Here is a 22772-nt window from a genome sequence, read left to right as displayed (position 1 = left end):
TAGGGTCAAGCGAACAAGTGCATGTGGTGGATGCCTTGGCGATCACAGGCGATGAAGGACGCGGTAGCCTGCGAAAAGTTGTGGGGAGCTGGCAAACGAGCTTTGATCCACAAATGTCCGAATGGGGAAACCCACTCCTAATGGAGTACCCACAACTGAATACATAGGTTGTGTGGAGCGAACGCGGTGAACTGAAACATCTAAGTAACCGCAGGAAAAGAAATCAACCGAGATTCCCAAAGTAGTGGCGAGCGAAATGGGATCAGCCTGTACTCTTTATCTTTGTTGTTAGTCGAACGCTCTGGAAAGTGCGGCCATAGCAGGTGATAGCCCTGTAGACGAAAACAGCGAGGAAGAACTAGGGGTACGACAAGTAGGGCGGGACACGTGAAATCCTGTCTGAAGATGGGGGGACCATCCTCCAAGGCTAAATACTCGTGATCGACCGATAGTGAACCAGTACCGTGAGGGAAAGGCGAAAAGAACCCCGGGAGGGGAGTGAAATAGATCCTGAAACCGCATGCATACAAACAGTCGGAGCCTGGAAACGGGTGACGGCGTACCTTTTGTATAATGGGTCAGCGACTTACGTTCAGTAGCGAGCTTAACTGATTAAGGCAGGCGTAGCGAAAGCGAGTCCGAACAGGGCGATCAGTTGCTGGGCGTAGACCCGAAACCAAGTGATCTATCCATGGCCAGGTTGAAGGTGCGGTAACACGTACTGGAGGACCGAACCCACTAACGTTGAAAAGTTAGGGGATGAGCTGTGGATAGGGGTGAAAGGCTAAACAAACTTGGAAATAGCTGGTTCTCTCCGAAAACTATTTAGGTAGTGCCTCGTGTATCACCTTCGGGGGTAGAGCACTGTCATGGTTGTGGGGTCCATTGCGGATTACTACGCCATAGCAAACTCCGAATACCGAAGAGTGCAATCACGGGAGACAGACATCGGGTGCTAACGTCCGGTGTCAAGAGGGAAACAACCCAGACCGCCAGCTAAGGTCCCAAAGATTGGCTAAGTGGGAAACGAAGTGGGAAGGCTAAAACAGTCAGGAGGTTGGCTTAGAAGCAGCCACCCTTTAAAGAAAGCGTAATAGCTCACTGATCGAGTCGTCCTGCGCGGAAGATGTAACGGGGCTCAAGCCAGTCACCGAAGCTGCGGATGCGTACGCAAGTACGTGTGGTAGGAGAGCGTTCCGTAAGCCTGCGAAGGTGCGTTGAAAAGCGTGCTGGAGGTATCGGAAGTGCGAATGCTGACATGAGTAGCGATAAAGGGGGTGAAAAGCCCCCTCGCCGTAAGCCCAAGGTTTCCTACGCAACGTTCATCGGCGTAGGGTGAGTCGGCCCCTAAGGCGAGGCAGAAATGCGTAGCTGATGGGAAGCAGGTCAATATTCCTGCACCATTGTTAGATGCGATGGGGGGACGGATCGCGGAAGGTTGTCCGGGTGTTGGACGTCCCGGTCGCTGCGTTGGAGAAGGCACTTAGGCAAATCCGGGTGCGTAATTCAAGGGCGTGGCGCGAGCTTCTTCGGAAGCGAAGCAATTGGAAGTGGTTCCAAGAAAAGCCTCTAAGCTTCAGTCTAACGATGACCGTACCGCAAACCGACACAGGTGGGCGAGATGAGTATTCTAAGGCGCTTGAGAGAACTCGGGAGAAGGAACTCGGCAAATTGGTACCGTAACTTCGGGATAAGGTACGCCCTTGTAGCTTGACTGGCCTGCGCCAGGAGGGTGAAAGGGTTGCAATAAACTGGTGGCTGCGACTGTTTAATAAAAACACAGCACTCTGCAAACACGAAAGTGGACGTATAGGGTGTGACGCCTGCCCGGTGCCGGAAGATTAAATGATGGGGTGCAAGCTCTTGATTGAAGTCCCGGTAAACGGCGGCCGTAACTATAACGGTCCTAAGGTAGCGAAATTCCTTGTCGGGTAAGTTCCGACCTGCACGAATGGCGTAACGATGGCCACACTGTCTCCTCCCGAGACTCAGCGAAGTTGAAGTGTTTGTGATGATGCAATCTCCCCGCGGCTAGACGGAAAGACCCCATGAACCTTTACTGTAGCTTTGCATTGGACTTTGAACCGATCTGTGTAGGATAGGTGGGAGGCTATGAAACCGGAACGCCAGTTTCGGTGGAGCCGTCCTTGAAATACCACCCTGGTTTGTTTGAGGTTCTAACCTTGGCCCGTGATCCGGGTCGGGGACAGTGCATGGTAGGCAGTTTGACTGGGGCGGTCTCCTCCCAAAGCGTAACGGAGGAGTACGAAGGTACGCTAGGTACGGTCGGAAATCGTGCTGATAGTGCAATGGCATAAGCGTGCTTAACTGCGAGACCGACAAGTCGAGCAGGTGCGAAAGCAGGTCATAGTGATCCGGTGGTTCTGTATGGAAGGGCCATCGCTCAACGGATAAAAGGTACTCTGGGGATAACAGGCTGATACCGCCCAAGAGTTCATATCGACGGCGGTGTTTGGCACCTCGATGTCGGCTCATCTCATCCTGGGGCTGTAGCCGGTCCCAAGGGTATGGCTGTTCGCCATTTAAAGAGGTACGTGAGCTGGGTTTAAAACGTCGTGAGACAGTTTGGTCCCTATCTGCCGTGGGCGTTGGATATTTGAAGGGGGCTGCTCCTAGTACGAGAGGACCGGAGTGGACGAACCTCTGGTGTACCGGTTGTGACGCCAGTCGCATCGCCGGGTAGCTATGTTCGGAAGAGATAACCGCTGAAAGCATCTAAGCGGGAAACTCGCCTTAAGATGAGATATCCCCGGGGCTTCGAGCCCCTTGAAGGGTCGTTCCAGACCAGGACGTTGATAGGTCAGGTGTGTAAGTGCAGTAATGCATTGAGCTAACTGATACTAATTGCCCGTAAGGCTTGATCCTATAACCAGTGTGTTTCACGTACTGACTTGGCGCCACAGCGCTTGGTCAATACCACCCCTGGTTGAGTAGCGTTGTGCGACACTCACTCCCCAAACACTTCTACTTCTTCCCAGATTGGTTGTCGCGCCCACCCAGGCGAGACAACAACAAGTCATGCCTGATGACCATAGCGAGTCGGTCCCACCCCTTCCCATCCCGAACAGGACCGTGAAACGACTCCACGCCGATGATAGTGCGGATACCCGTGTGAAAGTAGGTAATCGTCAGGCTCCTCATGCTGAAAGCAAGCGAAAGCCCCAACTCCAACGAGTTGGGGCTTTTTGCGTTTTTCGTCTCACCTATAAGTGAGAGCCTCGAAATTTTCGGGTCGTAAGAAACGCTTGACAACGGCGTGTTGTTACCCCATAATCGATAGTTCTCTGCGGAGGGGTGCCCGAGTGGCTAAAGGGGGCAGACTGTAAATCTGTTGGCTTACGCCTACGTTGGTTCGAATCCAACCTCCTCCACCAGAATTCAAGCGGTAAGGGAATCCAACCCTCGCGGGTGTAGCTCAATGGTAGAGCAGAAGCCTTCCAAGCTTACGACGAGGGTTCGATTCCCTTCACCCGCTCCAGTGTCGATTTTGTAGTGCCCATGTGGCTCAGTGGTAGAGCACTCCCTTGGTAAGGGAGAGGTCGGCAGTTCGATCCTGCCCATGGGCACCAGCTGTATCAGTCTAGTAAGTTGCGCGCGGCGCAAGGTGCGAAAATCCTGTTAGGAGTCGAAAATGGCCAAAGGTAAATTCGAGCGGACCAAGCCGCACGTGAACGTGGGCACGATCGGTCACGTTGACCACGGCAAGACCACGCTGACGGCAGCGATCACGACGGTTCTCACGCAGAAGTTCGGCGGCGAAGCGAAGGCGTACGACCAGATCGACGCAGCGCCGGAAGAAAAGGCGCGCGGTATTACCATCAACACCGCGCACGTCGAGTACGAAACGGCTAACCGCCACTACGCACACGTCGACTGCCCGGGCCACGCCGACTACGTGAAGAACATGATCACGGGCGCCGCGCAGATGGACGGCGCAATCCTGGTGTGTTCGGCTGCTGATGGCCCGATGCCGCAAACGCGTGAGCACATCCTGCTGGCCCGTCAGGTTGGCGTGCCGTACATCATCGTGTTCCTGAACAAGTGCGACATGGTGGACGACGCCGAGCTGCTCGAGCTCGTCGAAATGGAAGTGCGCGAACTGCTGTCGAAGTACGACTTCCCGGGCGACGACACCCCGATCATCAAGGGTTCGGCCAAGCTGGCGCTGGAAGGCGACAAGGGCGAGCTGGGCGAAGTGGCGATCATGAACCTGGCCGACGCGCTGGATTCGTACATCCCGACGCCGGAGCGTGCAGTTGACGGCGCGTTCCTGATGCCGGTGGAAGACGTGTTCTCGATCTCGGGTCGCGGCACGGTGGTGACGGGTCGCGTCGAGCGCGGCATCGTCAAGGTCGGCGAGGAAATCGAAATCGTCGGTATCAAGCCGACGGTGAAGACGACCTGCACGGGCGTGGAAATGTTCCGCAAGCTGCTCGACCAAGGTCAGGCAGGCGACAACGTCGGTATCCTGCTGCGCGGCACGAAGCGTGAAGACGTGGAGCGCGGCCAGGTTCTGGCCAAGCCGGGTTCGATCACGCCGCACACGCACTTCACGGCTGAAGTGTACGTGCTGAGCAAGGACGAAGGCGGCCGTCACACGCCGTTCTTCAACAACTACCGTCCGCAGTTCTACTTCCGTACGACGGACGTGACGGGCTCGATCGAGCTGCCGAAGGACAAGGAAATGGTGATGCCGGGCGACAACGTGTCGATCACGGTCAAGCTGATCGCTCCGATCGCCATGGAAGAAGGTCTGCGCTTCGCAATCCGCGAAGGCGGCCGTACCGTCGGCGCCGGTGTCGTGGCGAAGATTATCGAGTAAGAGCCAGAAATCTTCTCGGTAGTTAGTGGTTTCGGGGTCGGCAATGTCCGTCGACCCCAAATGGTTTAGGGGTATAGCTCAACTGGCAGAGCGTCGGTCTCCAAAACCGAAGGTTGGGGGTTCGATTCCCTCTGCCCCTGCCAAAATTCTCGCGCCAAGTGGCGCTGTTTAAGGTGTTATGGCGAATCCTTCCGTCGAAACTGTAAATACTTCCGGCGACAAGTTGATGTTGGTGGCGGGCGTATTGTTGGTCTTGGCCGGATTCGTTGGATTCTTCTGGCTCTCGGGCCAAGAATGGTACGTCCGCGGCGCAGCGCTTGCTGTTGGTGTCATCGCGGGTGTCGCAGTCGGTCTGCTCTCTGCGCCGGGCAAGGGTTTCATCGCTTTTGCCAAAGACTCGTACAAGGAAGTCCGCAAGGTTGTCTGGCCGACTCGCAAAGAGGCCACGCAAACGACCCTGGTGGTCTTCGCGTTTGTTCTGATCATGGCCATCTTCCTTTGGCTTAGCGATAAGTCGATCGAATGGGTGATTTTCTCGGCGATTCTGGGTTGGAAATGATATGAGCGATACTCCGACATCCCCGAGTGGAAAGCGTTGGTATGTGGTGCACGCCTACTCCGGCATGGAGAAGAGCGTGCAACGTGCGCTTCAGGAGCGCATCGAGCGCGCAGGCATGCAAAATCAATTCGGTCAGATTCTTGTCCCGACCGAAGAAGTTGTTGAAGTAAAGGGCGGCCACAAATCGGTCACCGAGCGTCGTTTCTTCCCGGGTTACGTCCTGGTCGAAATGGAAATGACGGACGAAACGTGGCATCTGGTCAAGAACACGGCCAAAGTAACCGGTTTCGTTGGTGGTGCGCGCAATCGCCCGAGTCCCATCTCGCCACGTGAAGTCGAAAAGATCATGTCGCAGATGCAGGAAGGCGTCGAGAAGCCGCGGCCGAAGACGCTCTTCGAAGTCGGCGAGATGGTCCGCGTGAAGGAAGGTCCGTTCACCGACTTTAATGGCAACGTCGAAGAAGTGAATTACGAAAAGTCCCGAGTGCGTGTTTCTGTCACGATTTTCGGGCGTTCGACGCCGGTCGAACTCGAGTTCGGTCAGGTCGAGAAGCTTTAATCGAATACATCGCGCGTGGCTTTCGGGCCATCGCGCGATTCGCGCTTACGGTCCGCGTCATGACCGTTGAGGAGCGTCAGTAGTCGGCAACGTCGAACGCGCGCTATCACTCACCGAACGCTCACGCGTTCAGCAGAGGTTTTCAACATGGCAAAGAAAATCATCGGCTTTATCAAGCTGCAGATTCCTGCAGGTAAAGCCAACCCGTCGCCGCCGGTCGGTCCGGCACTGGGCCAGCGTGGCCTGAACATCATGGAGTTCTGCAAGGCGTTCAACGCGCAGACTCAGGGCATGGAGCCGGGTCTGCCGGTGCCGGTCGTCATTACGGCATTCGCGGACAAGAGCTTCACCTTCATCATGAAGACGCCGCCGGCTACCGTTCTGATCAAGAAGGCGGCCGCAGTGCAGAAGGGTTCGAGCAAGCCGCACACCGACAAGGTCGGCAACATCACCCGCGCTCAAGCGGAAGAAATCGCGAAGACCAAGATGCCGGATCTTACGGCAGCTGATCTGGATGCAGCCGTGCGTACGATCGCCGGCAGCGCGCGTTCGATGGGCATCACTGTGGAGGGCGTGTAAATGGCTAAGCTTTCTAAGCGCCTTCAGGCATTTGCGAACAAGGTTGATCGTCAGAAGCTGTACGCGATCGACGACGCGCTGGCTCTCGTGAAGGAATGCGCGAGCGCCAAGTTCGACGAGTCGATCGACGTTGCAGTGCAGCTCGGCATCGACGCGAAGAAGTCGGATCAGGTGGTTCGCGGCTCCGTGGTTCTGCCGGCTGGTACCGGCAAGTCGGTTCGCGTCGCAGTGTTCGCGCAAGGCGACAAGGCTGAACAGGCTCGCGCAGCTGGCGCAGACGTGGTCGGCATGGAAGACCTGGCCGAGCAAGTCAAGGCCGGCAATCTGAATTTCGACGTCGTGATCGCTTCGCCGGACACGATGCGTGTCGTCGGTACGCTGGGTCAGATCCTCGGTCCGCGTGGTCTGATGCCGAACCCGAAGGTCGGTACGGTTACGCCGGACGTCGCTCAAGCGGTCAAGAACGCGAAGGCGGGTCAGGTTCAGTTCCGCGTAGACAAGGCCGGTATCATCCACGGCACGATCGGTCGCGCATCGTTCGAGCCGGCATCGCTGCGTCAGAACCTGTCGGCGCTGATCGAAGCGCTGCAAAAGGCGAAGCCGGCGACCAGCAAGGGCGTGTACCTGCGCAAGATCGCGGTGTCGAGCACGATGGGCGTCGGCGTTCGCGTGGATCAAGCCACGCTGGCGCAACAGTAAGAATTTCGAGCGCGGTCAGATGACCGCGCTTCATATGGGCTTTGGGCGGTTGCAAGATTGCAGTTTCGATTGAGCAACCGGTTGTCAAAGACCGTTGGTGGCGGTGCAGCAGGCAGGCATTGCCTTAATTCAAGCCAACGCAGATGGCGAACCCGAAACAGTTTTGCAGTGGTTGAAGTCGGTTATCGAGCGTCGTGAGACGTCTCACCAATCGATCGAAATACTCCTAACAGTCGGACGCCGTTGTTGAACGTGGTGCATGAGGGTAGTTCGCCCGAGTGCATCGAATCTGGAGGTTTAACCGTGCCACTGAACAAAGAAGATAAGCAGGCAGTCGTCGCAGAAGTCGCCGCGCAAGTCGCGAAGGCTCAGACGATGGTGCTCGCTGAGTATCGTGGGATCACGGTTGGCGATCTGACCAAGCTGCGCGCGAAAGCGCGTGAGCAACAGGTGTATCTGCGCGTGTTGAAGAACACGCTGGCGCGTCGCGCCGTCGAAGGTACGCCGTTCGCTCCGCTGGCTGAGCAGATGACCGGTCCTCTGATCTACGGCATCTCGGAAGATGCCATTGCCGCTGCCAAGGTCGTCAACGACTTCGGCAAGAGCAATGACAAGTTGATCATCAAGGCTGGTTCCTACGAAGGCAACGTGATGGACAAGGCAGGCGTGCAAGCGCTGGCCAACATCCCGAGCCGCGAAGAACTGCTCTCCAAGTTGCTGTTCGTCATGCAGGCACCTGTTTCCGGCTTTGCGCGCGCTCTGGCCGCGCTGGCTGAAAAGAAGCAGGGCGAAGCTGTGTAACGACCGCGCTTGGGCGCTAGTCGCTTAAGTTAGGCAAAGCTAGATCGCTAGCTCGATCCGAATTCAATCTAGGAGTATTTCACATGGCAATCGCAAAAGAAGACATCCTCGAAGCCGTTGGCTCGATGTCGGTGCTGGAACTGAACGAGCTGGTCAAGGCGTTCGAAGAGAAGTTTGGCGTGTCGGCTGCTGCTGTCGCAGTTGCTGGCCCCGCAGGTGCCGGTGGCGCCGCTGCTGCTGCTGAAGAGCAGACGGAGTTCACCGTGAACCTGCTCGAAGCAGGCGCGAACAAGGTTTCCGTCATTAAGGCTGTTCGTGAACTGACGGGTCTCGGCCTGAAGGAAGCGAAGGATCTGGTTGACGGCGCACCGAAGCCCATCAAGGAAGCGGTGCCCAAGGCTGCTGCTGAAGAAGCCAAGAAGAAGCTGGAAGACGCTGGCGCGAAGGCTGAAATCAAGTAAGTTTCATTGCGCTATGCGAAGGCTGGCGGTTTTTCACCGCCGGCCTTTTTGTGCTTTGTGGGGACGCAGTTTATATGCTTGTCAGCAAGCATAAATGTCTCCGCAGAAGCCAAAGATAACGCTCGGAACGGCAGAATTTTCCGATTGTTCTCTTTGTCTTCTGAAGCGACTGCAGAAGGCAAGTTTGGTCGGGTAGCGGGAAACACAGGCATCCGCTGCCGTCAGCCAGCGGTTGGTAGCGGCCAACCACCAAGCTTCTAGATTCGCGCGTCCTCCCCGGACAGTTGCGCGGGTCTCAGTCGGTGAACACCGGGCTGTGGCATCGAGGTATCCCGCCTCGGTAACGCCCGCCGTGATTCGGAGATCGTATGCAATATTCCTTCACCGAGAAGAAGCGTATTCGCAAGAGTTTCGCGAAGCGCCCCATCGTTCACCAAGTTCCCTTTTTGCTGGCGACCCAGCTTGAATCATTCCAGACGTTTCTGCAAGCGGACACGTCTTCCTCGCAGCGCAAGTCCGAAGGCTTGCAGGCTGCGTTCAGCTCTGTTTTCCCGATCGTCTCGCACAACGGTTTCGCGCGTCTCGAGTTCGTCAGCTACATGCTGTCGCCGCCCGCGTTCAACATCAAGGAATGCCAGCAGCGCGGTCTGACGTACTGCTCGGCGCTGCGCGCGAAAGTGCGCCTGGTTCTGCTCGACAAGGAATCGCCGAGCAAGCCGGTCGTCAAGGAAGTGAAGGAGCAGGAAGTGTACATGGGCGAAATTCCGCTCATGACGCCGACGGGTTCGTTCGTCATCAACGGTACCGAGCGCGTGATCGTGTCGCAGCTCCACCGTTCGCCTGGTGTCTTCTTCGAGCACGACAAGGGCAAGACGCACAGCTCCGGCAAGCTGCTGTTCTCGGCTCGTATCATTCCCTATCGTGGCTCGTGGCTCGACTTCGAATTCGATCCGAAGGACGTGCTGTACTTCCGCGTCGACCGTCGCCGCAAGATGCCGGTCACGATCCTGCTGAAGGCTATCGGCATGTCGCCGGAGCAGATCCTCGCGAACTTCTTCGTGTTCGACAACTTCGCGCTGATGAGCGAAGGCGCGCAAATGGAATTCGTGCCTGAGCGTCTGCGCGGCGAAGTCGCGCGCTTCGACATCCAGGATCGCGATGGCAACGTCATCGTCACGAAGGACAAGCGGATCAACGCGAAGCACATTCGCGACCTCGAAAACGCCAAGACGAAGTTCATCTCGGTGCCGGAGGAATACCTGCTCGGCCGCGTGCTGGCGAAGAACGTGATCGACCCCGAAACGGGCGAAGTGATCGCGAACGCCAACGAAGAAATCACGGAAACGGTTCTCGAGAAGCTGCGCGAAGCGAAGGTCAAGGACATTCAGACGCTCTACACGAACGATCTGGATCAGGGTCCGTACATTTCGTCGACGCTGCGTATCGACGAAACTGCCGACAAGATGGCCGCGCGCATCGCGATCTACCGCATGATGCGCCCGGGCGAGCCGCCGACCGAAGAAGCGGTCGAGGCGCTGTTCAACCGTCTGTTCTACAGCGAAGACGCGTACGACCTGTCGAAGGTCGGCCGCATGAAGTTCAACCGCCGCGTCGGCCGTGACGAAATCATCGGACCGATGACGCTGCAGGACGACGACATCCTCGCGACCATCAAGATCCTCGTCGAGCTGCGTAACGGCAAGGGCGAAGTGGACGATATCGACCACCTCGGCAATCGTCGCGTGCGTTGCGTCGGCGAGCTCGCGGAGAACCAGTTCCGCGCGGGTCTCGTGCGCGTCGAACGGGCTGTGAAGGAACGCCTCGGCCAGGCCGAAAGCGAAAACCTGATGCCGCACGACCTGATCAACTCGAAGCCGATTTCGTCGGCGATTCGCGAGTTCTTCGGTTCGTCGCAGCTCTCGCAGTTCATGGACCAGACCAACCCGCTGTCGGAAATCACGCACAAGCGTCGCGTTTCGGCACTGGGCCCGGGCGGTCTGACGCGCGAGCGCGCGGGCTTCGAAGTCCGCGACGTGCATCCGACGCACTACGGCCGTGTGTGCCCGATCGAAACGCCGGAAGGTCCGAACATCGGTCTGATCAACTCGCTCGCTCTGTACGCGCACCTGAACGAGTACGGCTTCCTCGAAACGCCGTACCGCAAGGTCGTGGACAGCAAGGTGACGGATCAGATCGACTATCTGTCGGCGATCGAAGAAGGCCGCTACGTGATCGCGCAGGCGAATGCCGCCGTGAGCGAAGACGGCACGCTGACCGACGAACTCGTGTCGTCGCGTGAAGCGGGCGAAACGTTGATGGTCACGCCGGACCGCATCCAGTACATGGACGTGGCGCCGTCGCAGATCGTGTCGGTGGCTGCATCGCTGATCCCGTTCCTCGAGCACGACGACGCGAACCGCGCGTTGATGGGTTCGAACATGCAGCGTCAGGCCGTGCCTTGCCTGCGTCCGGAAAAGCCGGTCGTCGGTACGGGCATCGAGCGCACGGTCGCGGTCGACTCGGGCACGACGGTTCAGGCGCTGCGCGGTGGCGTGGTGGATTACGTCGACGCGGGCCGTATCGTGATTCGCGTGAACGACGATGAAGCCGTGGCCGGCGACGTCGGCGTGGACATCTACAACCTGATCAAGTACACGCGTTCGAACCAGAACACGAACATCAACCAGCGTCCGATCGCGAAGGTCGGCGACAAGGTTGCGCGCGGCGACGTGCTGGCTGACGGTGCATCGACGGATTTGGGCGAGCTCGCGCTCGGCCAGAACATGCTGGTCGCGTTCATGCCGTGGAACGGCTACAACTTCGAAGACTCGATTCTGATCTCGGAGAAGGTCGTTGCGGACGATCGCTATACGTCGATCCACATCGAAGAACTGAATGTCGTTGCTCGCGACACGAAGCTCGGACCGGAAGAAATCACGCGCGATATCTCGAACCTCGCGGAAGTGCAGCTTGGCCGTCTCGATGAGTCGGGCATCGTGTACATCGGCGCGGAAGTCGAGGCGGGCGACGTGCTGGTCGGCAAGGTCACGCCGAAGGGCGAAACCCAACTGACGCCGGAAGAAAAGCTGCTGCGCGCGATCTTCGGCGAGAAGGCATCGGACGTGAAGGATACGTCGCTGCGCGTGCCCTCGGGCATGAGCGGTACGGTCATCGACGTGCAAGTGTTCACGCGCGAAGGCATCACGCGTGACAAGCGCGCGCAACAGATCATCGACGACGAACTGAAGCGTTATCGCCTCGATTTGAACGACCAGCTGCGCATCGTGGAAGGCGACGCGTTCTCGCGTCTCGCCCGCATGCTGAACGGCAAGGTCGCGAATGGCGGTCCGAAGAAGCTCGCGAAGGGCACGAAGATCGACCTCGCGTACCTCGAAGATCTCGATCACTACCACTGGTTCGACATCCGCCTCGCGGACGAAGAAGCCGCGGCACAGCTGGAAGCGATCAAGGACTCGATCGAGCAGAAGCGTCACCAGTTCGATCTCGCGTTCGAAGAGAAGCGCAAGAAGCTCACGCAAGGCGACGAACTGCCGCCGGGCGTGCTGAAGATGGTCAAGGTGTATCTCGCCGTGAAGCGTCGCCTGCAGCCTGGCGACAAGATGGCGGGTCGTCACGGTAACAAGGGTGTCGTGTCGAAGATCGTGCCGATCGAAGACATGCCGTACATGGCCGATGGCCGTCCGGCCGACGTCGTGCTGAACCCGCTCGGCGTGCCGTCGCGGATGAACGTGGGTCAGATTCTCGAAGTGCACCTCGGCTGGGCCGCGAAGGGTCTCGGCTGGCGCATCGGCGAGATGATGCAGCGTCAGGCGAAGATCGAAGAAATGCGTCAGTTCCTCACGCAGATCTATAACGAGTCGGGCCGTCAGGAAGAGCTGGACAAGTTCTCCGACGACGAGATCCTCGAACTCGCGAAGAACTTGCGCGAAGGTGTGCCGTTCGCGACGCCGGTGTTCGACGGCGCGACGGAACACGAAATGACGCGTGCGCTCGATCTGGCGTTCCCGGACGACATCGCCACGAATCTCGGCATGACGCCGTCGAAGAACCAGGTCACCCTGTACGACGGCCGCACCGGCGAAGCATTCGAGCGCACGGTCACGGTCGGCTACATGCACTACCTGAAGCTGCACCACTTGGTCGACGACAAGATGCACGCACGTTCGACCGGTCCGTACTCGCTCGTCACGCAGCAGCCGCTGGGTGGTAAGGCGCAGTTCGGTGGTCAGCGCTTCGGTGAGATGGAAGTGTGGGCACTCGAGGCGTATGGCGCGTCGTATGTGCTGCAAGAAATGCTGACGGTCAAGTCGGACGACGTGACGGGCCGGACGAAGGTTTATGAGAACCTCGTCAAGGGCGATCACGTCATCGACGCGGGCATGCCGGAATCCTTCAACGTGTTGGTGAAGGAAATCCGCTCGCTCGGTATTGATATCGATCTGGACCGCAACTAATCGGACTACGGAGAGAAAGCAATGAAAGCTCTGCTCGATCTATTCAAGCAAGTCCAACAAGAAGAAGTTTTTGATGCGATCAAGATCGGCCTCGCGTCGCCCGACAAGATTCGTTCTTGGTCGTTCGGCGAAGTGAAGAAGCCGGAGACCATCAATTACCGCACGTTCAAGCCGGAGCGGGATGGTCTGTTCTGCGCGAAGATTTTTGGTCCGATCAAGGACTACGAATGCCTGTGCGGCAAGTACAAGCGCCTGAAGCATCGCGGCGTGATCTGCGAGAAGTGCGGCGTCGAAGTGACGCTGGCCAAGGTGCGCCGCGAACGGATGGGCCACATCGAACTGGCCTCGCCAGTCGCGCACATCTGGTTCCTGAAGTCGCTGCCGTCGCGTCTGGGCATGGTGCTCGACATGACGCTGCGCGACATCGAGCGCGTGCTGTACTTCGAAGCATACGTGGTGATCGATCCGGGCATGACGCCGCTGAAAGCGCGGCAGATCATGACCGAAGAGGATTACTACAACAAGGTCGAAGAGTACGGTGACGAGTTCCGTGCCGAAATGGGCGCGGAAGGCGTGCGCGAACTGCTGCGCGCGATCAACATCGACGAACAGGTCGAGACGCTGCGCACGGAACTGAAGAACACCGGTTCCGAAGCGAAGATCAAGAAGTACGCGAAGCGCCTGAAAGTGCTCGAGGCTTTCCAGCGTTCGGGCATCAAGCCTGACTGGATGGTGCTCGACGTGCTGCCGGTGCTGCCGCCGGAACTGCGCCCGCTCGTGCCGCTGGACGGCGGCCGTTTCGCGACGTCGGACCTGAACGACCTGTATCGCCGCGTCATCAACCGTAACAACCGGTTGAAGCGTCTGCTCGAACTGAAGGCGCCTGAAATCATCGTCCGCAACGAAAAGCGGATGCTGCAGGAAGCCGTCGATTCGCTGCTCGACAACGGCCGTCGCGGCAAGGCGATGACCGGCGCGAACAAGCGTCCGCTGAAGTCGCTCGCTGACATGATCAAGGGTAAGGGCGGTCGTTTCCGTCAGAACCTGCTCGGTAAGCGTGTGGACTATTCGGGCCGTTCGGTGATCGTGGTCGGCCCGACGCTCAAGCTGCATCAGTGCGGTCTGCCGAAGCTGATGGCGCTCGAACTGTTCAAGCCGTTCATCTTCAACAAGCTGGAAGTGATGGGCGTCGCGACGACCATCAAGGCCGCGAAGAAGGAAGTTGAGAACCAGACGCCGGTCGTGTGGGACATTCTCGAAGAAGTCATTCGCGAGCATCCGGTGATGCTGAACCGCGCGCCTACTCTTCACCGTCTCGGCATTCAGGCTTTCGAGCCGGTGCTGATCGAAGGTAAGGCGATCCAGCTGCATCCGCTCGTTTGCGCGGCGTTCAACGCCGACTTCGACGGCGACCAGATGGCCGTGCACGTTCCGCTGTCGCTCGAAGCGCAGATGGAAGCGCGCACGCTGATGCTGGCGTCGAACAACGTCCTGTTCCCGGCCAACGGCGATCCGTCGATCGTGCCGTCGCAGGATATCGTGCTGGGCCTGTACTACGCGTCGCGCGAAGCGATCAACGGCAAGGGCGAAGGCATGACGTTCACGGGCGTGTCGGAAGTGATCCGCGCGTACGAGAACAAGGAAGTCGAACTGGCATCGCGCGTCAACGTGCGTATCACCGAAATGGTGGCGAACGAAGACCAGAGTGAAGGTGCGCCGAAGTTCGTGCCGAAGATCTCGCTGTACGCGACGACCGTCGGCCGTTCGATCCTGTCGGAGATTCTGCCGCCGGGCCTGCCGTTCACGGTGCTGAACAAGCCGCTGAAGAAGAAGCAGATTTCGCAGCTGATCAACACGGCGTTCCGCAAGTGCGGTCTGCGCGAAACGGTGATCTTCGCCGACCAGCTGATGCAAATGGGCTTCCGTCTCGCAACGCGCGCCGGTATCTCGATTTGCGTCGATGACATGCTCGTGCCGCCGCAGAAGGAAACCATCGTCGGCGACGCCGCGAAGAAGGTGAAGGAATACGACCGTCAGTACATGTCGGGTCTCGTCACCGCGCAGGAGCGCTACAACAACGTGGTCGACATCTGGTCGGCAACGTCGGAAGCGGTCGGCAAGGCGATGATGGAGCAGCTCGCAACGGAGCCGGTGGTCGATCGCGACGGCAACGAAACGAAGCAGGAGTCGTTCAACTCCATCTACATGATGGCCGACTCGGGCGCGCGTGGTTCCGCGGTGCAGATTCGTCAGCTCGCCGGTATGCGCGGCCTGATGGCGAAGCCGGACGGCTCGATCATCGAGACGCCGATTACCGCGAACTTCCGCGAAGGCCTGAACGTGTTGCAGTACTTCATCTCGACGCACGGCGCTCGTAAGGGTCTGGCGGACACGGCGTTGAAGACCGCGAACTCGGGTTACCTGACGCGTCGTCTCGTCGACGTGACGCAGGATCTGGTCGTCGTCGAAGACGATTGCGGCACGTCGAACGGCGTGGCGATGAAGGCGTTGGTGGAAGGCGGTGAAGTCGTCGAAGCGCTGCGTGACCGTATTCTCGGTCGCGTCGCGGTGGCGGACGTCGTCAATCCGGAAACGCAGGAAACGATCTACGCTTCGGGCGATCTGCTCGACGAAGATGCGGTGGAGGAAATCGAGCGCCTCGGCATCGACGAAGTGCGCGTGCGCACGCCGCTCACCTGCGAGACGCGTTATGGCCTGTGCGCCGCGTGCTACGGCCGCGACCTGGGCCGCGGTTCGCGCGTGAACGTCGGTGAGGCAGTCGGTGTGATCGCTGCTCAGTCGATCGGCGAGCCGGGCACGCAGCTGACGATGCGTACGTTCCACATCGGTGGTGCGGCATCGCGTGCGGCGGTGGCTTCGACGGTGGAAGCGAAGAGCAACGGTACGCTGCGCTTCACGGCCACGATGCGTTACGTCACCAACGCGAAGGGCGAGCAGGTCGTCATTTCGCGTTCCGGCGAGGCGATCATCGCGGACGACTTCGGTCGCGAGCGTGAGCGTCACAAGATTCCGTACGGCGCAACGCTGCTGCAACTCGACGGCGCTGCGATCAAGGCCGGTACGCAACTGGCTCAATGGGATCCGCTGACGCGTCCGATCATCACCGAGTGGGGCGGTACGGTGAAGTTCGAGAACGTCGAGGAAGGCGTGACGGTCGCAAAGCAGATCGACGACGTGACCGGTCTTTCGACCCTGGTCGTGATCGACGCGAAGCGCCGTGGCTCGCAGGCTGGCAAGAGCGTGCGTCCGCAGGTGAAGCTGCTCGACGCGAACGGCGAGGAAGTGAAGATCCCGAACACCGAGCATTCGGTGCAGATCGGCTTCCAAGTCGGCGCACTGATCACCGTGAAGGATGGTCAGCAGGTGCAGGTCGGTGAAGTGCTGGCGCGTATCCCGGTTGAAGCGCAGAAGACGCGTGACATTACCGGTGGTCTGCCGCGCGTGGCCGAACTGTTCGAGGCGCGCTCGCCGAAGGACGCCGGCATTCTGGCGGAAGTCACTGGCACGACGTCGTTCGGCAAGGACACGAAGGGCAAGCAGCGTCTCGTCATCACGGACCTCGAGGGCAATCAGCACGAGTTCCTGATCGCGAAGGAAAAGCAGGTGCTGGTGCACGACGGTCAGGTCGTCAACAAGGGCGAAATGATCGTCGACGGTCCTGCCGATCCGCACGACATCCTGCGTCTGCAGGGTATCGAGGCGTTGTCGCGCTACATCGTGGACGAAGTGCAGGACGTGTACCGTCTGCAGGGCGTGAAGATCAACGACAAGCACATCGAAGTGATCGTGCGTCAGATGCTGCGCCGCGTGCAGATCGTCGACAACGGCGATACGCGTTTCATTCCTGGCGAACAAGTCGAGCGTTCGGACATGCTCGACGAGAACGACAAGATGATCGCGGAAGACAAGCGTCCGGCGACGTACGACAACGTGCTGCTCGGTATCACGAAGGCATCGCTGTCGACCGATTCGTTCATCTCGGCGGCGTCGTTCCAGGAAACGACCCGCGTGCTGACCGAAGCGGCGATCATGGGCAAGCGCGACGATCTGCGTGGCCTGAAGGAAAACGTGATCGTCGGCCGTCTGATTCCGGCCGGTACGGGTCTCGCGTTCCACAAGGCGCGCAAGGCGAAGGAATCGTCGGATCGCGAGCGTTTCGACCAGATCGCGGCCGAAGAGGCTTTCGACTTCGGCACGCCGGAAACGCCGGCGGCGGAGCAGCAGCCGCACACCAACGAGTAAGCGTCTCTCGCTAGTAGCATCGATGAACCGCTCAGCTTCGGCTGGGCGGTTTTTTTTCGTCTGCACGTTTCGCTGCCGGCATCGTCCGAATGGCTAACGCCGGTTTCACGCGCTAATGCGTTGGTAGAATTCGTTATCTCCCACGTCGCAGTGCGCGCTTTTCCACATGTCCCGGTCGCTCGAAATACTCAACGAAATCTTCGGCTATCCCGCATTTCGCGGACAACAGGCGGAGATCGTCGAGCATGTCGCGAACGGCGGCGATTCCCTCGTGCTGATGCCCACCGGCGGCGGCAAGTCGCTGTGCTATCAGATACCGTCGCTGGTACGGCGCGAGGCGGGTTTCGGGGCGGGCATCGTCGTGTCGCCTCTCATCGCGTTGATGCAGGATCAGGTCGCCGCGCTGACCGAGGTGGGCGTGCGCGCCGCGTATCTCAATTCCACGTTGTCCGGCGCCGAAGCAGCCGCGACCGAGCGCGCCCTGCGCAACGGCGAGATCGACTTGCTGTATGTCGCGCCTGAACGCCTGATGACACCGCGTTTTCTCGATCTCCTCGACAGCGCGCCGGTCGGTCTTTTCGCGATCGACGAGGCACATTGCGTTTCGCAATGGGGGCACGATTTCCGCCCTGAATACATTCAGCTTTCCGTGCTGCACGAGCGGTTTCCCGATGTGCCGCGCATCGCGCTCACCGCGACCGCCGATGCGATCACGCGCGACGAAATCGTGCATCGCCTCGCGCTCGACGACGCGCGCATCTTCGTTTCGAGCTTCGATCGGCCGAACATTCGTTATCGGATCGTCGAAAAGGACAATGCGCGCTCGCAGCTGCTCGATTTCATCCGCGCGGAGCATACGAACAAGGACGGCACCACCGATGCGGGCGTCGTCTATTGCCTGTCGCGCCGCAAAGTCGAGGAAACCGCAGACTGGCTGAAGGGCCAGGGCATCCGCGCGTTGCCGTATCACGCGGGCATGGAGTTCGAGACGCGCCAGAAGCATCAGGAGATGTTCCAGCGCGAGGAAGGCATCGTCATGTGCGCGACCATCGCGTTCGGCATGGGCATCGACAAGCCGGACGTGCGCTTCGTCGCGCATCTGGATTTGCCGAAGAGCGTCGAGGGCTACTACCAGGAAACCGGACGCGCGGGCCGCGACGGCTTGCCGGCGAACGCGTGGATGGCTTACGGATTGGGCGACGTCGTGCAGCAGCGGAAGATGATCGACGAATCCGACGCCGACGACGCCCACAAGCGGGTGCAGACCGGCAAGCTCGATGCACTGCTTGGACTTTGCGAGGCGGCCACGTGCCGCCGCGTGCGTTTGCTCGCGTACTTCGGCGAGACGAGCACGCCGTGCGGCAATTGCGATACGTGCATCGAGCCGCCCGCGTCCTTCGATGCCACTCGCGAGGCGCAGATGGCGCTGTCGTGCGTGTATCGCGCACAGCGGGCGAGCGGATTCCATTTCGGTGCCGGGCACCTGATCGACATTCTGCGCGGCACGCGCAGCGAAAAGGTCCTGCAACGCGGCCACGAGAAAATTTCGACGTTTGGCGTCGGCGCGGCGCTGTCCGAGCCCGAGTGGCGCGCAGTGTTCCGGCAATTGGTGGCGTTCGGCTATCTCGCAGTCGATCACGACGGCTTCGGCGCGCTCGTTCTGACGGATGCCAGCAAGCCAGTACTCAAGGGCGAAGAGCGCGTCACGCTGCGCAAATACGTGAAGCCGACGCGCGCGCGGCAGTCGTCGAGCCGCACGGGCGAACGCGCGGATCCGACCGCAGGCATGTCACCGCGCGAGAAGTCGCGCTGGGAGCGCTTGCGGACCTGGCGCGCGGAAACCGCAAAGAGCGACGGCGTGCCCGCCTACGTCATCTTCCACGACGCGACGCTCGCCGAAATCGCGCGCAGCGACCCCGATACGATCGACGACTTGCGCCATATTCCCGGCATCGGCGTGCGCAAACTGGAGCGTTTCGGCGACGAACTGCTCGACGTCGTCGGTTCGGATTGAGATTCGTCGCTCGAAAATCCATCGAAATCGTCGCAACGTATTGACCCGATTGCGATTTTCAGAATATCATGCTTGGTTCTCGTCATTGGTCCGTCTTCGGATCTGGCCTAGTGCCGGATGCGAAGCGCGGGAATCGTCGGCGAGATCGCTAAACACGCAATTCATTTCGCTTTGCCCGATCGAATTGCGTGGATTTTGTTCATTTTTAGGATTAGACAATGCCAACCATCAATCAACTGGTTCGCAAAGGCCGCGCGTCGGAAACGACGAAGAGCAAGTCGCCGGCCCTGCAGGACTGCCCGCAGCGTCGCGGCGTGTGCACCCGCGTGTACACGACGACGCCGAAGAAGCCGAACTCGGCACTCCGTAAGGTCGCCAAGGTTCGCCTGACCAACGGCTTCGAAGTCATTTCGTACATCGGCGGTGAAGGCCACAACCTGCAAGAGCACTCGGTCGTGCTGATCCGCGGCGGCCGTGTGAAGGACTTGCCGGGCGTGCGTTACCACATGGTTCGCGGCTCGCTGGATACCCAGGGCGTCAAGGACCGTAAGCAAGCTCGCTCGAAGTACGGTGCGAAGCGCGCTAAGGCTGGCAAGTAAGTCGCCGGTCGGAAGTAACGAATCAAGGTCGCCGCAAGGCGGTAAAGGCGGTGGTGCCGGAAGTGCCGGTGCTATCGAGTAAGTGGTCACCCGGCCAAGCTGGTTTAGTCGAATAGATGGATCGGGTTAGTTGGTGGCCGCGGAGCGGGGAATCGCTCCAACTGAAAAAGTAAAGGAAGAATCATGCCGCGTCGTCGCGAAGTCCCCAAGCGGGAAGTGTTGCCGGATCCGAAGTTCGGCAACGTAGATGTAGCCAAGTTCATGAACGTGCTGATGCTCTCCGGCAAGAAGTCGGTTGCCGAGCGTATCGTGTACGGCGCTTTTGAACAGATCCAGACCAAGGGTGGCAAGGACCCGCTGGAAGTGTTCACGGTTGCGCTCAACAACGTGAAGCCGGTGGTCGAAGTGAAGAGCCGTCGCGTTGGTGGTGCGAACTATCAGGTTCCGGTCGAAGTGCGTCCCTCGCGTCGTATGGCATTGGCGATGCGTTGGTTGCGTGAAGCCGCGAAGAAGCGCAGCGAAAAGTCGATGGCCCTGCGTCTCGCAGGTGAACTGCAGGAGGCGGCTGAAGGCCGTGGTGGCGCAATGAAGAAGCGCGACGAAGTTCACCGCATGGCAGAAGCCAACAAGGCATTCTCGCACTTCCGTTTCTAAGCTCCCGCTCACCGGGCAAACGGAAAATCAGGGCGGGTGCGCTAGTTTTGGCGCCTCGCCCGTTTGTGTTAGGACGCGGCCGGTATTTCGCCGGCGCGTCGACCGAAAAAGGATCCAAAGTGGCTCGCAAGACACCTATCGAGCGCTACCGCAATATCGGTATTAGCGCTCACATCGACGCCGGCAAGACGACGACGACCGAGCGCATCCTGTTCTACACGGGCGTGAACCACAAGATCGGTGAAGTTCACGACGGCGCAGCAACGATGGACTGGATGGAGCAGGAGCAGGAGCGCGGCATCACCATCACGTCGGCTGCTACCACGGCCTTCTGGAAGGGCATGGGCGGCAACTACCCCGAGCACCGCATCAACATCATCGACACGCCGGGACACGTCGACTTCACGATCGAAGTGGAACGCTCGATGCGCGTTCTCGACGGCGCGTGCATGGTCTACTGCGCAGTGGGCGGCGTTCAGCCGCAGTCGGAAACCGTGTGGCGCCAGGCGAACAAGTACAAGGTTCCCCGTCTCGCGTTCGTCAACAAGATGGACCGTACCGGCGCGAACTTCTTCAAGGTCTATGACCAACTGAAGAACCGCCTGAAGGCGAACCCGGTTCCCGTCGTCGTGCCGATCGGCGCCGAAGAAAACTTCAAGGGCGTCGTCGACCTCCTGAAGATGAAAGCGATCATTTGGGACGAAGCATCGCAAGGCACGAAGTTCGACTACGTCGACATCCCGGCCGAACTCGTTGACACGTGCAACGAGTGGCGCGAGAAGATGATCGAGTCGGCTGCGGAAGCCAGCGAAGAGCTGATGGAAAAGTACCTCGGCGGCGAAGAGCTGAGCGAAGCGGAGATCGTCAAGGCGATCCGCGACCGGACCATCGCGTGCGAAATCCAGCCGATGCTGTGCGGCACCGCGTTCAAGAACAAGGGCGTGCAGCGCATGCTCGACGCCGTGATCGACTTCCTGCCGTCGCCGGTCGACATTCCCCCGGTTACGGGCGAACTCGAAAGCGGTGAAAAGGCCGAGCGTCGCGCAGCCGACGACGAGAAGTTCTCGTCGCTGGCGTTCAAGATCATGACGGACCCGTTCGTCGGTCAGCTGATCTTCTTCCGCGTGTACTCGGGCGTCGTGAATTCGGGTGACACCGTGCTGAACGCGACCAAGGACAAGAAGGAACGTCTGGGCCGTATTCTGCAGATGCACGCGAACCAGCGCGAAGAAATCAAGGAAGTTCGCGCGGGCGACATCGCCGCGGCCGTCGGCCTGAAGGAAGCGACCACGGGCGACACGCTGTGCGATCCGCAGCACCCGATCGTTCTGGAACGCATGATTTTCCCGGAACCGGTGATTTCGCAGGCAGTCGAGCCGAAGACGAAGGCTGACCAGGAAAAGATGGGCCTGGCGCTGAACCGTCTCGCGCAGGAAGACCCGTCGTTCCGCGTCCAGACGGACGAAGAATCGGGCCAGACCATCATTTCGGGCATGGGCGAGCTCCACCTCGAAATTCTGGTCGACCGCATGAAGCGCGAATTCAACGTGGAAGCGACCGTCGGCAAGCCGCAGGTTGCATACCGCGAAACGATCCGCACGACGGCGGCAGACGTCGACGGCAAGTTCGTCAAGCAGTCGGGTGGTCGCGGCCAGTACGGTCACGCGGTCATCACGCTCGAGCCGAACGAGCAGGGCAAGGGCTACGAGTTCCTGGACGAGATCAAGGGCGGTGTGATTCCGCGCGAATACATCCCGGCAGTGGACAAGGGCATCCAGGAAACGCTGAAGTCGGGCGTGCTGGCTGGCTTCCCGGTTGTGGACGTGAAGGTTCACCTGACGTTCGGTTCGTACCACGACGTCGACTCGAACGAAAACGCGTTCCGCATGGCCGGTTCGATGGCCTTCAAGGAAGCAATGCGCAAGGCAAGCCCGGTCATCCTCGAACCGATGATGGCTGTGGAAGTCGAAACGCCTGAAGACTACATGGGCAACGTGATGGGCGATTTGTCGGGCCGTCGCGGTATCGTCCAGGGCATGGAAGACATGGTTGGCGGCGGCAAGATCGTCCGCGCCGAAGTGCCGCTGTCGGAAATGTTCGGCTACTCGACCTCGCTGCGTTCGCTGACGCAAGGCCGTGCAACGTACACGATGGAATTCAAGCACTATGCTGAAGCTCCGCGTAACGTCGCCGACGCGATCATCAACGCCAAGGGTAAGTAATTCCCGCAAGTAATTCGGCGCAAGCCACAAGCTTTAAACCGATA

Annotated in this window: 13 protein-coding genes, 4 tRNA genes and 2 rRNA genes; all 19 read left to right on the top strand. The window is 59.4% G+C overall.

Features of this window, described 5'->3' with window-relative positions:
* The first annotated feature begins 3 nt into the window (after window positions 1–3).
* Window positions 4–2886: ribosomal RNA gene (locus LDZ23_RS12995) — 23S ribosomal RNA — on the top strand.
* Window positions 2887–3042: 156 nt separating this feature from the next.
* Window positions 3043–3155: ribosomal RNA gene (gene rrf / locus LDZ23_RS12990) — 5S ribosomal RNA — on the top strand.
* A 154-nt stretch (window positions 3156–3309) separates the two neighbouring features.
* Window positions 3310–3395: transfer RNA gene (locus LDZ23_RS12985), tRNA-Tyr, on the top strand.
* Between the two features lie 30 nt (window positions 3396–3425).
* A tRNA-Gly gene (locus tag LDZ23_RS12980) sits at window positions 3426–3499 on the top strand.
* 16 nt (window positions 3500–3515) lie between these two features.
* Window positions 3516–3590: transfer RNA gene (locus LDZ23_RS12975), tRNA-Thr, on the top strand.
* Between the two features lie 62 nt (window positions 3591–3652).
* Entirely contained in the window at window positions 3653–4843 is a 1191-nt protein-coding gene (tuf, locus tag LDZ23_RS12970; protein ID WP_008343820.1) for an elongation factor Tu, read from the top strand.
* A gap of 67 nt (window positions 4844–4910) precedes the next feature.
* Window positions 4911–4986: transfer RNA gene (locus tag LDZ23_RS12965), tRNA-Trp, on the top strand.
* Between the two features lie 35 nt (window positions 4987–5021).
* Window positions 5022–5402 (top strand): preprotein translocase subunit SecE, encoded by a 381-nt coding sequence (gene secE / locus LDZ23_RS12960; protein WP_008343790.1) that lies wholly within the window; start codon window positions 5022–5024, stop codon window positions 5400–5402.
* 1 nt (window position 5403) lies between these two features.
* A complete protein-coding gene (gene nusG / locus LDZ23_RS12955) occupies window positions 5404–5961 on the top strand; it encodes a transcription termination/antitermination protein NusG (RefSeq protein WP_008343792.1) in 558 nt (185 codons plus the stop codon).
* A 147-nt stretch (window positions 5962–6108) separates the two neighbouring features.
* Window positions 6109–6540: a 50S ribosomal protein L11 gene (gene rplK / locus LDZ23_RS12950; RefSeq protein WP_008343796.1), complete on the top strand. Its 432-nt coding sequence runs from the start codon at window positions 6109–6111 to the stop codon at window positions 6538–6540.
* Window positions 6541–7239 carry a 50S ribosomal protein L1 gene (gene rplA, locus LDZ23_RS12945; RefSeq protein ID WP_008343797.1) on the top strand — a complete coding sequence of 233 codons (699 nt, stop codon included), beginning with the start codon at window positions 6541–6543 and terminating at the stop codon, window positions 7237–7239. It abuts the gene before it with no gap.
* A 303-nt stretch (window positions 7240–7542) separates the two neighbouring features.
* Window positions 7543–8040: a 50S ribosomal protein L10 gene (gene rplJ / locus LDZ23_RS12940; protein WP_008343799.1), complete on the top strand. Its 498-nt coding sequence runs from the start codon at window positions 7543–7545 to the stop codon at window positions 8038–8040.
* An 83-nt stretch (window positions 8041–8123) separates the two neighbouring features.
* Window positions 8124–8501 (top strand): 50S ribosomal protein L7/L12, encoded by a 378-nt coding sequence (rplL, locus tag LDZ23_RS12935; RefSeq protein WP_008343803.1) that lies wholly within the window; start codon window positions 8124–8126, stop codon window positions 8499–8501.
* Window positions 8502–8869: 368 nt separating this feature from the next.
* On the top strand, window positions 8870–12976 hold the full coding sequence (gene rpoB, locus LDZ23_RS12930; protein WP_008343804.1) for a DNA-directed RNA polymerase subunit beta: 4107 nt from the start codon (window positions 8870–8872) through the stop codon (window positions 12974–12976).
* A 21-nt stretch (window positions 12977–12997) separates the two neighbouring features.
* Window positions 12998–17239, top strand: a complete 4242-nt coding sequence (gene rpoC / locus LDZ23_RS12925; RefSeq protein ID WP_008343805.1) for a DNA-directed RNA polymerase subunit beta' — start codon at window positions 12998–13000, stop codon at window positions 17237–17239.
* Window positions 17240–17405: 166 nt separating this feature from the next.
* Complete coding sequence (gene recQ, locus LDZ23_RS12920; RefSeq protein ID WP_008343806.1) at window positions 17406–19253, top strand: DNA helicase RecQ; 1848 nt, start codon at window positions 17406–17408, stop codon at window positions 19251–19253.
* A 218-nt stretch (window positions 19254–19471) separates the two neighbouring features.
* The gene (rpsL, locus tag LDZ23_RS12915) at window positions 19472–19852 is read left to right on the top strand and encodes a 30S ribosomal protein S12 (RefSeq protein ID WP_006998493.1); all 381 of its coding nucleotides are present in this window, start codon (window positions 19472–19474) and stop codon (window positions 19850–19852) included.
* A gap of 183 nt (window positions 19853–20035) precedes the next feature.
* A complete protein-coding gene (gene rpsG, locus LDZ23_RS12910; RefSeq protein ID WP_008343817.1) occupies window positions 20036–20506 on the top strand; it encodes a 30S ribosomal protein S7 in 471 nt (156 codons plus the stop codon).
* Between the two features lie 119 nt (window positions 20507–20625).
* Window positions 20626–22728 carry an elongation factor G gene (fusA, locus tag LDZ23_RS12905; protein ID WP_008343818.1) on the top strand — a complete coding sequence of 701 codons (2103 nt, stop codon included), beginning with the start codon at window positions 20626–20628 and terminating at the stop codon, window positions 22726–22728.
* The last annotated feature ends 44 nt before the right edge of the window (window positions 22729–22772 follow it).

This window comes from Caballeronia zhejiangensis, from assembly GCF_022879815.1.
Classification (GTDB): Bacteria; Pseudomonadota; Gammaproteobacteria; order Burkholderiales; family Burkholderiaceae; genus Caballeronia; species Caballeronia zhejiangensis.
Note: the sequence above shows the minus strand (reverse complement) of the source record. Positions and strands in the feature narration are given on the sequence as shown.